Source organism: Alkalihalophilus pseudofirmus OF4 (genome assembly GCF_000005825.2).
Taxonomy (GTDB): domain Bacteria; phylum Bacillota; class Bacilli; order Bacillales; family Bacillaceae_D; genus Alkalihalophilus; species Alkalihalophilus pseudofirmus.
On record NC_013791.2, the window covers coordinates 827,850 to 839,945 of the forward strand.

12 protein-coding genes are annotated in these 12,096 nt (G+C 40.0%); 9 read left to right on the forward strand and 3 right to left on the reverse strand.

What is annotated here, in order from left to right:
* The first annotated feature begins 64 nt into the window (after positions 1–64).
* On the forward strand, positions 65–1,441 hold the full coding sequence (locus tag BPOF4_RS04115; RefSeq protein WP_012957806.1) for an MFS transporter: 1,377 nt from the start codon (positions 65–67) through the stop codon (positions 1,439–1,441).
* A 90-nt stretch (positions 1,442–1,531) separates the two neighbouring features.
* Here BPOF4_RS04115 and madM read toward each other — a convergent pair whose 3' ends face one another.
* Both madM and madL read right to left on the reverse strand, forming a co-directional pair.
* A complete protein-coding gene (gene madM / locus BPOF4_RS04120; protein ID WP_012957807.1) occupies positions 1,532–2,296 on the reverse strand; it encodes a malonate transporter subunit MadM in 765 nt (254 codons plus the stop codon).
* A 19-nt stretch (positions 2,297–2,315) separates the two neighbouring features.
* Positions 2,316–2,708 carry a malonate transporter subunit MadL gene (gene madL / locus BPOF4_RS04125; protein ID WP_012957808.1) on the reverse strand — a complete coding sequence of 131 codons (393 nt, stop codon included), beginning with the start codon at positions 2,706–2,708 and terminating at the stop codon, positions 2,316–2,318.
* Positions 2,709–3,020: 312 nt separating this feature from the next.
* Here madL and BPOF4_RS04130 point away from each other — a divergent pair, with 312 nt between their 5' ends.
* The 8 genes from BPOF4_RS04130 (at position 3,021) to BPOF4_RS04165 (ending at position 10,841) form a co-directional block, all read left to right on the forward strand.
* Positions 3,021–3,680, forward strand: a complete 660-nt coding sequence (locus BPOF4_RS04130) for a GntR family transcriptional regulator (protein WP_012957809.1) — start codon at positions 3,021–3,023, stop codon at positions 3,678–3,680.
* 104 nt (positions 3,681–3,784) lie between these two features.
* Entirely contained in the window at positions 3,785–4,714 is a 930-nt protein-coding gene (gene mdcH / locus BPOF4_RS04135; protein WP_012957810.1) for a malonate decarboxylase subunit epsilon, read from the forward strand.
* Between the two features lie 41 nt (positions 4,715–4,755).
* A complete protein-coding gene (gene mdcA, locus BPOF4_RS04140) occupies positions 4,756–6,411 on the forward strand; it encodes a malonate decarboxylase subunit alpha (RefSeq protein ID WP_012957811.1) in 1,656 nt (551 codons plus the stop codon).
* 16 nt (positions 6,412–6,427) lie between these two features.
* The gene (locus tag BPOF4_RS04145; protein WP_012957812.1) at positions 6,428–7,306 is read left to right on the forward strand and encodes a triphosphoribosyl-dephospho-CoA synthase; all 879 of its coding nucleotides are present in this window, start codon (positions 6,428–6,430) and stop codon (positions 7,304–7,306) included.
* Positions 7,307–7,326: 20 nt separating this feature from the next.
* Positions 7,327–7,638 carry a malonate decarboxylase subunit delta gene (locus tag BPOF4_RS04150; protein ID WP_012957813.1) on the forward strand — a complete coding sequence of 104 codons (312 nt, stop codon included), beginning with the start codon at positions 7,327–7,329 and terminating at the stop codon, positions 7,636–7,638.
* Positions 7,619–9,277: a biotin-independent malonate decarboxylase subunit beta gene (mdcD, locus tag BPOF4_RS04155; RefSeq protein WP_012957814.1), complete on the forward strand. Its 1,659-nt coding sequence runs from the start codon at positions 7,619–7,621 to the stop codon at positions 9,275–9,277. The genes BPOF4_RS04150 and mdcD overlap by 20 nt, the downstream gene beginning before the upstream one ends.
* Positions 9,271–9,888 (forward strand): malonate decarboxylase holo-ACP synthase, encoded by a 618-nt coding sequence (locus BPOF4_RS04160; RefSeq protein WP_012957815.1) that lies wholly within the window; start codon positions 9,271–9,273, stop codon positions 9,886–9,888. Before mdcD ends, BPOF4_RS04160 begins: the two co-directional genes overlap by 7 nt.
* Positions 9,889–9,992: 104 nt before the next feature.
* Positions 9,993–10,841: a polysaccharide deacetylase family protein gene (locus tag BPOF4_RS04165; RefSeq protein ID WP_012957816.1), complete on the forward strand. Its 849-nt coding sequence runs from the start codon at positions 9,993–9,995 to the stop codon at positions 10,839–10,841.
* 169 nt (positions 10,842–11,010) lie between these two features.
* On the opposite strand, the gene BPOF4_RS04170 is transcribed toward BPOF4_RS04165, so the two are convergent.
* Positions 11,011–12,015: a hypothetical protein gene (locus tag BPOF4_RS04170; RefSeq protein ID WP_012957817.1), complete on the reverse strand. Its 1,005-nt coding sequence runs from the start codon at positions 12,013–12,015 to the stop codon at positions 11,011–11,013.
* Positions 12,016–12,096: the final 81 nt, after the last annotated feature.

The window sequence follows — 12,096 nt, forward strand, 5'->3', positions numbered from 1 at the left end:
TGAATGGTTAGTATGAAAAATAATAAGTTGAAAGCGTTTACTTATGGTGTAGAGGGGGAGAGGTATGTTAGAAGCTAAACAGAAGCAGATGCAATCAGTAAGGCAAGTGGATAAGCCAGGACATAAAGAAATGCTCAACTATGGATTAGGTTTCTTTGGCATTATCCTTGTTTGGACGTTAGTTGGTTCTTTTCTTACATTTTACTATACAGATGTGGCAGGGATATCTGCTGGAGTAGTAGGCACACTCATGTTAGTTGCCAGACTGTTTGATGGCATCACAGATATTGGGATGGGCACCCTTGTAGACCGGACAAAGTCCCGTCACGGTAAAGCACGTCCATGGATTATCTGGATGACGGTCCCTCTTGCAGTAACAACCGTCATGCTCTTTACGGTTCCTAACTTAGGAATGACAGGAAAGATCATCTATGCTTATATCACGTATATATTATTGATTTTAGTCTATACGGCCATTTCTATCCCATATAAAACCCTACTTGGCCTTATGACGCAAGACCAGCAAGGACGCTCAACGACCAATGTCTATACGGGTATTTTCACGATGACTAGTACTTTGCTTGTGATGATGGCAGCCCAGCCTGTTGCCAGTGCGATTGGAGGGCAGCTCGGGTGGACGGTTGTAGCTATAGCAGCCGGGTTGATTATTGTGACCACAAGCTTAATTGCTTTTAAAGCTACAAAAGAAAGAGTGGGTAAAGATGCGAGCGTACAAGTGAAAGATGATGTCCCGCTTAACATGGGGTTAAAGGCGTTACTGACAAATAAATATTGGCTTGTAATCACAGGTTATTGTGTGGTGACGTATACAGTAAATGCTCTTCTGACAGGTGCGGGTATTTTTTATGCAACGTATGTGTTAGGAAGCGGCAGCTATTTTTCACTTATTAGTTTAGCGTTATTCATTCCAAGTATTATCTGCTTCTTTTTTATCGCCAATTTAATTAAGCGATTTGGAAAACGAAATATTGCTCTTGTTGTTACTGTTATTGCGATCTTCGGTCCAATTATTAAGATGATAGATCCTACAAATGCTTCGTTGTTCTTAGCAGGGACAGTCATTCAAGGATTCAGTTTAATTCCAGTTCTTACTCTTTTATATGCAATGATTAATGATACCAATGAATTCGGCGAATGGAAGCATGGGTTTAGAACGGAAGGACTCATAAACAGTGCTGCGAGCTTTGGGATGAAGGTTGGAACAGGAATCGGGAGTGCTTTAATAGGATGGATGTTGGCATATGGAGGCTACGTTGGTGCAGCAGCAGAGCAGACAGCCATGGCTACAACCATGATTATCGCACTTAATATTTATTTACCTTTAGGTTTGTGTTTCTTACAGATTTTATTATTATGGATGTATAAATTAGACCGTCAGTATCCTATTATTTTAGCGGAGTTAAAGCAGAGAAGAGTGTGAATGAAATGAGGGGGCTTGCTGAATGCAAGCCCCCTCATTTGGTCGAAAACAAAAAAAGAGAAGGAATTCTTCATCCCTCTCTCCCCCAAATTAAGCTCCAAATACAGCTCTTACAGCTAAAAATAAGATTGATGGTGCTAATAAGCAGCCGAGTCCTGTGTAGAACGTAGCGGTCATAGCTCCATATGGCACAAGCTTAGGATCTGTAGCAGCCAGTCCGCCGGCTACACCGCTTGTTGAGCCCATTAGTCCACCATAAACAATGGCTGAACGTGGGTTATTAAGCCCAATATATTTAGCAATAAACGGTGTGGCAATCATTATTAAAATGGCTTTTATTAAGCCAGCAGCAATACTTAATGCAATAACCTCTGAACTTGCACCGACAGCAGCGCCGGTTACAGGGCCGACAATATAAGTTGTGGTTCCTGCACCAATTGTTGCAAGGCTTGCAGCATCGGTGTATCCAAATGCTAGTGCAATCAATACACCAATCAGGAAGGAGGAGGCGATCCCAACGAACAAAGATAAAATTCCACTCAGTCCCGCTTTTTTCACCTCTTCTAAATGCACTCCAAATGCAGTAGCAATGATTGCGAGGTCACGAAGCATTGCACCGCCCATTATTCCAATCCCAGCAAAAATAGATAGATCAGCAAGCCCCTTATCTCCGCCTGTAGTAATCCCCCCAAAATAAGCAAGCACTAGACCAAGAATAATCGCTATCGCTGAACCATGAACACGCCCTCTAGTTAACTTCTTTGAAATAACATAGGAAACGTACATCAAAATACCAATAACTGCAAAAGCTGTTACCAGTCCATTTTTTTCGAGTACAGAAATAATCGCATCCATCTATTAGTCCCCCCTAATATTAAACATCACGAGTATGGTTATTAAATGTGTTATCAGAACTTTTACCAACCTTGCTGATAACTGGAACGAGCAGAAAGCTGACAACAACTGCTAGTGTACCGGCCAAAATAGCAATCGGTCCTCCTGACAAAGCAGATACAACATTTTGCTGTGCAGCCATGGCTACAACGACTGGTATATAGATCGCACTCCAAAATTTAATTCCTTCCTCTGCGGGGATATCGAGCTTCTTTTTCCTGCGTAAATAATCAATAACTAATACGAGAAGAACCATTCCAATACCTACACCACCGACATTTGCACTTACCCCAATTAAATTTCCAATAAAATCACCCAATAGTACACCTACTAACATACAAACAGACAATAGTGCTACGCCATAAATGACCATTTGTTCAGCTCCTTCTTTTTTATTAAAGCATTAGGTGAAGTCATTCGTGATGTGTACGATTCATGATGGAAGAGATTTTGATAGAAAAACGCGCAGAGTAATGAGTGGACTATGATGATAACGCTTACAAAAAATAAATCAAGTCAACAGTCGACTATTCTATTTCTCATCTTAGTGAACAACCTATAAAAAAGCAAGAAGATTTTTAAATTTTCAAAAAATAATTGATATAACCTCCTTTCCTGTGTATACTTGAGTCAACAGTCGACTATTCTAAGCTACATTATTTTGTTTTAAAAGGAGATATACCTTATGGAGCCAAATAAATTTTCAGATAATTCATTGTCCACTCAAATTGCAAAAAAAATTACACAACAGATCATTTCAGGTGAATTACAGCCAGGAGAGAAGTTAAGTGAGTATATGTATGCAGATGAGTTTGGAACAAGCAGGGCTCCAGTTCGTGAAGCACTCTACCTATTAACAATCGAAGGGTTAGTTGAGAGAATTCCAAGAAAAGGAGCATTGGTAAAAGGGTACAGCCCCTCTGAAATTTTCGATCTATTAGAAATAAGAACCATGCTTGAAGAGTTAGCTATGAAAAGAATTAAAGAGCGAGGAGTTCAATCTATTAGCTTAGAACGCATGAATCTACTCTTAGATAAAATGTATGAAGAAGAGGATAGTAAAGCATACACTCATCTTAATCATGATTTTCATATGTGCCTAATAGAAATGAGTGGAAGTGAGATCATTAGTAAAATGTATGAACGTTTAGAAATGCCGTTATTATCGATTCAGAATATGTCGTTTTCAGCTTCAGGCAATATTGAGAAATCGATCAAGGAGCATAAACTACTTTTACAATTGCTTCAAGAAAATCAAGTGGAAGTTGCTCTCGAACTTCTGAACAAACATAATCGTGATGTAATCGAAAGTATACAAAAGCAAATAAAAGATAAGCAAAAATAAGACGGCAGCAATAGATTACCTAACTATATGTTAGGATCTATTTCAGTTAAATTAGTCGACAATCGACTAGTATACAAGAATTTCAACTAGAGAGGAGTGATGTTTTGAGTGTTGCTTACTTATTTCCAGGACAAGGTTCTCAACTTCCAGGCATGCTCCATTCCTTACCGGCCCACCCTTCTGTGAAAGAAATGATCGAAGAAGCTAATCAAACACTACAACAAGACATCTTATCTCTAGATAGTGAAGAAGCTCTTAAATCCAGTACAAATGTTCAGATATGCTTGCTTACTGCTGGTGTGGCTTGTGCAAGTGCATTGAAAGCAGAAGGTATAAGTCCAGACTATGTAGCTGGTCATTCTGTAGGGGCATTTAGTGCGGCTGTTACTTCAGGGGTCCTGACATTCTCTGATGCGATCAAAATAGTAAGGTTGCGAGGACAGCTAATGGAGAATAAGACACCCGCTGGGTATGGAATGGGAGTAGTAGTTGGTTTATCTGAAAAAAAACTAACTTCTATAGTAGAACAAATTCATACTGAATCTACCCCTTTATACGTTACAAATAGGAATTCACCAGATCAAATAACCATCTCTGGTTCAATTGATTCGATTAAAAAAGCCTTGATAGAAGCAAGGCAGGCAAAAGCAAGAAAAGCAGAATTGCTAAATGTCAGCGTCCCTTCACATTGTCCAATCTATTCACACATAAGTGACCACCTAGAATCCCACTTACAAAAAATCAACATCTATGATCCGGAAATTCCTTATATATCTAATTTGAAAGCAAGAAGATTATTTAAGAAGGAAGATATCATTTCAGATTTGGCTAAAAGCATTTCATCACCTGTACTATGGCACAATGTTACAACCACACTTTATGAGTTAAGTGTCCGCTTATTTATAGAGATGCCGCCGGGTCAGGTGCTATCAGATTTAGCAAAACAATCATTTCCTGAAGCAAGATCTATCGCAGCCTCAGTGAGCGGGTTAAAGACAGTTCAAGTTTTAGCAAAACGTGAACTGAGTTTATAAACAAAATTATTTTAATTAAATATTAGAGGAGGACTTTATCTATGGCGAGGTCACAAGTAAAGACAAAGCGTTCTTGGACGACTAAACGAGAGGCAAAGGCAAGAAGGCTTGAAAATATCAAAAAGATTACAACAAGTAAAGTGATACCAACAGAATCAATCGTAGAAGCTATGGAATTAGTCATACAGCCTCATGACCGAGTGGTGATGGAGGGGAATAACCAAAAGCAAGCCTCCTTTCTTTCAAAGTCACTCTCTCTTGTAAATCCTGATAAGCTGCATGATCTACATATGATCATGTCAAGTATCTCGAGGCCGGAGCATCTCGATATATTTGAAAAAGGAATTGCACATACGGTTGATTTCGCTTATGCCGGACCGCAAAGCTTACGTATTGCACAAATGATTGAGGATGGGCAGTTAAAGATGGGCGAAATCCATACGTATGTTGAGCTTTACGGAAGATTATTCATTGATTTAATTCCAAATGTTGCTTTAGTAGCGGCAGATAAAGCTGATGCAGATGGAAATTTATACACAGGGGCAAACACAGAGGAAACCCCTACTCTTGTTGAAGCTGCTGCCTTCAAAGATGGAATTGTCATTGCTCAGGTTAATGAATTAACAGATGAATTACCACGGGTAGATATTCCAGGGTCTTGGATTGATTTTGTTGTCGTGGCGGATAGTGCTTATCAACTTGAACCTCTTTTCACTAGAGACCCAAGACACATAACAGATATACAAGTATTAATGGCGATGTTGACGATCAGAGGTGTATATGAACGGCATCAAGTAGAATCATTGAATCATGGAATTGGCTACAATACTGCAGCTATTGAATTATTACTGCCTACTTACGGAGAATCTTTAGGACTTAAGAATAAGATCTGTAAGTACTGGGCATTAAACCCGCATCCCACCCTTATTCCGGCTATTGAAAGCGGCTGGGTTGAGAATGTCCATTCATTTGGCGGAGAAGTGGGGATGGAGCCTTATATCGCAGCAAGACCTGATGTCTTCTTTACAGGCAGTGACGGAAGTATGCGCTCTAACCGAACCTTGTGCCAGCTAGCAGGACAATATTCCGTTGATTTATTCATTGGGTCTACTTTACAAATGGACCCAGACGGTAACTCATCCACTGTAACATCAGGTCGATTAGCTGGATTTGGCGGGGCACCTAATATGGGACATGATCCAGGTGGAAGAAGGCATTCAAGCCCTGCATGGTTAAATATGATTGAATCAGATAATCCTCTAGCTCGAGGAAGGAAATTGGTTGTCCAAATGGTGGAAACTCATCAAGCAGCCAATAAACCTGTTTTCGTTGAATCATTAGACGCGATTGATGTTGCAAAAGATGCTAGCCTTGCTACGACACCAGTGATGATTTACGGAGAAGACGTTACGCATGTTGTAACAGAAGAAGGAATTGCTTATTTATACAAAACAGACAGCATAGAAGAACGACGTCAGGCGATAGCGAGCGTAGCTGGAGTTACTCCGATTGGATTAGATCGTGACATGAAAACGTCTAGAAAGTTGAGGGAGCGAGGCATTATTGCTTTGCCTGAGGACTTAGAGATCAGAAGGTCTGATGCTAAACGTTCACTACTCGCAGCCAAAAACATTGAGGATTTAGTTGATTGGTCAGAAGGACTTTATACACCGCCTGCAAAATTTAGAAGCTGGTAAGGAGAGGGTGGGATGGATGAGAAATAATGACCTTGAAAAGTGTAAGCGTTTTCTATCGGATTGTGCCGTCCAAGCTTTAATTGATGAAGTAAATCTTACCCCTAAGCCAGGACTTGTAGATAGGAATAACAATGGGGTTCATAACGATCTAAGTCTGCCGATCATGTTGAAGTCTGCTGAATCTCTACGGCAAACATTTGAAGAAATTGCAGCTGTATCCTATAACGAGGAACCTTCTCAAATGCTTAGAGAAGAGATTGCTCGAATTGGCAGAGATGGTGAAAAAACGATGTACCAAGCGACAGGAGGAACAAATTCGCATAAAGGAGCGATCTGGTCACTAGGTCTGCTCGTATCAAGTGCTGCTTCAAAGAAAGGACTTGGAGAAGCAGATGAATTTCTTGAAACGGCTGGTAAGATAGCTCGAAACCGAGATCGTTATGTACCTAATAACCTCACAAATGGGCTAATTGTGAAAAAGAAATACAATATTCGTGGAGCGAAAGAAGTGGCTGAATCAGGCTTTCTCCCTATTAAACATTATAGTTTACCAACGTTAGTAGGCAGTCGTTTAAGTGGGGTGAAAGAAGAAGAGGCAAGATTGAATGCACTAGTATCATTGATTGCTCATTTAGATGATACGTGCATTCTTCACAGAGGGGGCAGTCAGGCTTTATATGAATCCAAAAAAATTGCCCATCAAGTTCTAAATGCTGGTGGTGTCTCAACAATTGAAGGCGCTAAACATTTACGTGAGCTTGATGAAACGATGCATGCTTACAATGCATCACCTGGTGGGTGTGCTGATTTATTAGCTGCCACTCTATTTATTGATAAAATATCGGCTAAAACTAATCTGAGAAAAAAAGAAGTACAAGGTGTAGCAAACCCTTAAACTAATTGGAGGTGGATTGGATGGAATGTCTAACATTTAATTATCCTGCGAAAACCCCTTTACCGGAGTGCTCTCATGTAGGAGTTGTAGGTTCTGGTGATTTAGAAATTATTATGGTTCCTAATGATCAGAAAGTGATTAATGTGGAAGTGAACACGAGCATTGATGGATTTGCAGATATATGGGAAGTGGTGCTGGAGCGCTTTTTTGAAGCAAATCATTATGCGATGAATGTGAAGATTAATGATTTTGGTGCAACGCCGGGAATGGTAACGATGCGGTTAGCACAAGCATTGGAGGTGTCTAATACTCATGAATATGCTCAAAGATAGTCTAGTAGAAAAGTATGCAAGGGATCGAGTGAGGGCTTTATTAGATGAAGGTACCTTTAAGGAACTAATTAATCCATTTGATGGAGTAGAATCTCCACATTTACGTGACCAAGGAATTGTACCCCAAAGTGACGATGGGGTGGTTGTTGCAAAGGGAAAAATAGACGGAGTCCAAGCTGTAATGATTGCCATTGAAGGGAACTTTCAAGGAGGGGGAATCGGTGAGGTTTCTGGTGCAAAGATAGCAGGCGCCCTAGAACTTGCTCTTGAAGAAAATAAAAAAGGTCATATGACACGTGCGGCTTTAATTTTTGATACTGGTGGAGTAAGGCTGCAAGAAGCCAATTACGGCTTACTTTCAATTTCTGAAATAGGTTCCGCGATTGTAGCGCTTAGGCAATACGTACCTGTAGTAGGGGTTGTTCCAGGTAAGGTGGGGTCATTCGGAGGTATGTCAATAAATTCAGGACTTTTAAGTTCTATTATTGCAACCAAAGAAGGGCGTATCGGTTTAAACGGACCCGAAGTGGTTGAACTTGAAGCAGGGATTGAAGAAGTAGATTCAAAAGACCGCCAAGGGATTTGGGGTATGATTGGTGGAGAGCAACGTTTAGCAATGGGGTTAATCGATCACTTAGTCGATGATGATGTGGATCAAATAAAGGAATGTATACATGGTGTTTATAAAAATGGGGTGGGTCAACCACGCAGTACTCAAGTCGAACGGTATCTTTCATTTCTACAATCAGTAAGTGTGGAGGAGAAAGTTTCTCCCATACAGGCAAGAAAGTTATGGGAAAACTCCTCTAATATAGAGGACCTTTCAGAATCTAGTGTGGGTTCAAATCAATTGCTGACTAGAGGGGCAAGATGGTTTAAACAATTAACAGAAGGAGCGGAGGAGAAAAATGAACTTTCCTCGGTACTCTGTGCTGACAAAGGTGGGATTCGTTATTTATGTGTGACAGCCAATCCACAAGCCTCATTTTATAGAGCAAAAGATGGAGAAGTCGGGCTTGTGGAAGGATGGAAGCTAGCTAAGTATATCCGCGAAGTAATAGAAGCGGATAATGGTCGAGAAAAAAGACCGATTGTAGCAATAGTCGATGTTCCGAGTCAAGCTTATGGATATCATGAGGAGCTTTTTGGCATCCATCAAGCTTTGGCAGCGAGTGTAGATGCCTATGCTACAGCAAGGCAGGCAGGGCATCCTGTCATCAGCTTAGTAGTAGGTAAAGCCATTTCTGGTGCTTTCTTAGCTCATGGACTCCAATCAAACCGGATCTTAGCATTAGATGATGATGCTGTAAATGTTCATGTTATGTCCAAACAATCTGCTGCCAAAATTACAAGGAGAACGATTCAAGAATTAGAAGAAGCAACAGGCAAAGTTCCTGCAATGGCATATGACGTACGTTCATTTTCAACATTAGGAACATTGGATGATTTAATTGAGGGTGTTAACGGAGAAGCTCCGACATTTGAGGATGTACAATTCATTCATTCTAAAATTTCAAATGCTATTAATGAAGTGCGATATAGTACACCTGATCTTAGCCACCGACTTAAATCAGACTTTGGGACAAAGAATCGAGCGTTTTCAGTCAAAGTTAGAGAGCTGTTGAGAGAGCAATGGTAAGAGTTCATGACCTCGTTGAACTTAAAGACGTGGAAGGTTTTCTATCAAAAGAAACGTTCCCTGACTGGGTTTATTCAGTTCTCAGAGAGGCTCCCTTTGTCGTTGTGCGAAGAGCACCACAAATGGATGGCATCATTCCAGTGGGCATCAGAGGGAATCATAGAAGCCAGCGCTGTGCCAGTGCTATAAACATGACCGAAATGAAACAATGTTTTTCTCCAGAATCAATTAAGGTCAAGGAAGTAAAAACAAGTATTGATTTAATTAACATTGGATTGATCCAAATTCAAAATATCATGGATGATTTCCCTGACCTAACTTGGGGACCTGCTGGGAGTGTAGGTTTTGAATTAGTAACATCGTACCCTGCAACCCATAAAAATAGTGATATAGATATGGTCATCAGGACCAATAGGATTTTAGAGCAGAGTGTGGCGCAGAAAATAGTAGAGCTCCTTAACGTACTTTCCATAAATGTGGATGCTCTTTTAGAAACGAACCAGGGGGCGTTTGCATTAGCTGAATATGCCACTAATTGTGAGAAGCTCATCTTAAGAAGTTCAGTTGGACCTAAGCTTGTATACCATCCTGCTTTTCAGCTTCAATCATAATACAGTCTAACGGCCAATCCGTATGATTGGTCGTTTTCATTATGAATAATCTTCTTTTTTTATTAGGACACTAAAGAAGCCTGTAAAAAAAAGGAGATGAAAAAATGAAGAGAATTATGATCGTGTTAATGATTAGTTTGATGGTAGGAAGCTATGCTGGTGTTGTATGTGCAAACGAACTAGACGGGGTTCATCAAAAATGGTGGGGGAAGAAAGATGAAGAGAGGCAAGTCGATGATGAGATTCCTGAGCCTCAAGGTGGTCCTGAATATACAGAACGCGTAAGGCAGCCTGTCTCAAATATCATTTTACAACAGCGCTACCCAGATACAGTTATTTTAAGAGGTCCTGATACATCCAATCGTATTGCATTAACATTCGATGATGGTCCTGATCCAAGGTACACTCCAGAGTTACTTGATGTATTAAGCGAGTACGGGGTGCCGGCAACGTTTTTTGTTATGGGAGCAAGAGCTGAAAGGTATCCAGAAATTCTAGAGCGAATCAATAATGAAGGTCATATTATAGGGAATCACACCTACTGGCATCCCAATCTGGTAGAAGAGGGAGATATCGCGACTCTTGAGCGAGAAGTCAATCAAACCGAAGAAGTGATTAACGATATTGTCGGATACCGTACTCGTTTATTCCGTGCACCGTATGGATTCTTATATAATCAGCTCGTTGAGAAATTAGCAGAAATGGATTACTCCGTGATAGGCTGGTCACTTGATACACTTGATTGGCGTGAGATGCCGGCTGAAGAAATTGCTTATACAGTGATAAGTAATGTGAATCCAGGCGCAATCATTCTTATGCATGACGGCGGCGAGTATGATAGTGATCGGACGAATACCATTGAAGCAGTACGCCAGCTTATCCCTATTCTCCAAGAGCAAGGATTTGAGTTTGTAACTGTACCCGAATTAACAGGCATTCCATATCAAAGATAAATATGCCATCCTTCTATTAGTTGTTATTGTCTGCTGCAAATAAAACAAGTATAAAAGAGGAGGAGCAGCACTCGCAAAAAGACGACATTTCATTTAATTAATGAAAGTCGTCTTTTTGATTAGGTATTATGGGAATTTTTACTAATATTGCTTTTAAGCAGCTTTTTCTTTAATCGTTCTCTTTTTCCACACCTTCATTACATTCTTCATACTTCCATTTGTAATAATCGCATTCTAGCTTATAAATCTGCCTTCTCATCGCATTCCAGTCTTCATTCCCAAGTGAGGCTTTACGCAATTCTTCCGTTATCTCCTCGAGCTTGTCCATACTTATGTCGGATCCGTCCTCAATCTCATGTCTCATTTCTTGAATTTGATCCTCAAGCTTCTGCAAGCTGTGATCCCATGTGAAATAGAAGTCAACTGGCCTCATTTCCTCTGATAAAATATGCTTTACTTCACACACATCCTGCCTTGGTCCCACAATAGAAATATCAGTCGCATGAACGGTAATCTCGACCTCATTATCCTCTAGTTCAGCTGTAATGTATTTCATTTTTTTAGCGATTTTAAAATTGAAAATATGCTCGAGAACATAGGATAGCATGACGAAATTGAACCAAACCAGCTTTTTAGGGTCATGTATATAGGTTTTGATCTGATGTTTTTTTAACGTTTCTTCCACTTCTTTTAGTACATCATCATACTTCCCTTTTCGGATCATGATGGCAAACTGCTGCTGCGAGTGCATTTGAAGGATATTCGGCAGCTTTATAAGTGGAATTAATACAAGCAGGACCATCGACATGACACCTAAAATGAGCGTGTATGGATAACCCATGAAGGTCTGCTTTATTTTTGAACAATCTGGATCCCTATTTTTCATTTTAGTAGAGATATACCCATTTATTAAAGGAATAAGAAGGATTAACACAATAGAGGCTATTCGTACGATTGTATCATCATCTGGCATAAAAGGGATAAATGTTTCGGCTAAGTCTGGGAAAACAGTTGTCACTAAAATATAAATCCAATAAAGAGATAAAAGTCCCATGAAACTAACTTTTGAATCGTCTTGTGATGGAATGCGCCCAAAGAAGGTGAGAGTAGCCATGCTGAATACTTTACTTAATAGTTTAGCTATTCCAGTTAGGATGATTCTAAAATATGGCAAATGTTCCACCTGCTTCTGAAAGTTCTTAAGTCAAGTTTACTATTCCCTTAATCACAAGGGTTAAACGTTGTACCACAGCTT

What these genes read in the sequence shown, in the direction of transcription:
- mdcD (WP_012957814.1), top strand. Translation starts at nt 7,619, where the DNA reads ATGAATATGCTCAAAGATAGTCTAGTAGAAAAGTATGCAAGGGATCGA.
- BPOF4_RS04145 (WP_012957812.1), top strand. Translation starts at nt 6,428, where the DNA reads ATGAGAAATAATGACCTTGAAAAGTGTAAGCGTTTTCTATCGGATTGT.
- BPOF4_RS04130 (WP_012957809.1), top strand. Translation starts at nt 3,021, where the DNA reads ATGGAGCCAAATAAATTTTCAGATAATTCATTGTCCACTCAAATTGCA.
- mdcA (WP_012957811.1), top strand. Translation starts at nt 4,756, where the DNA reads ATGGCGAGGTCACAAGTAAAGACAAAGCGTTCTTGGACGACTAAACGA.
- madL (WP_012957808.1), bottom strand. Translation starts at nt 2,708, where the DNA reads ATGGTCATTTATGGCGTAGCACTATTGTCTGTTTGTATGTTAGTAGGT.
- BPOF4_RS04150 (WP_012957813.1), top strand. Translation starts at nt 7,327, where the DNA reads ATGGAATGTCTAACATTTAATTATCCTGCGAAAACCCCTTTACCGGAG.
- madM (WP_012957807.1), bottom strand. Translation starts at nt 2,296, where the DNA reads ATGGATGCGATTATTTCTGTACTCGAAAAAAATGGACTGGTAACAGCT.
- BPOF4_RS04160 (WP_012957815.1), top strand. Translation starts at nt 9,271, where the DNA reads ATGGTAAGAGTTCATGACCTCGTTGAACTTAAAGACGTGGAAGGTTTT.
- BPOF4_RS04115 (WP_012957806.1), top strand. Translation starts at nt 65, where the DNA reads ATGTTAGAAGCTAAACAGAAGCAGATGCAATCAGTAAGGCAAGTGGAT.
- BPOF4_RS04165 (WP_012957816.1), top strand. Translation starts at nt 9,993, where the DNA reads ATGAAGAGAATTATGATCGTGTTAATGATTAGTTTGATGGTAGGAAGC.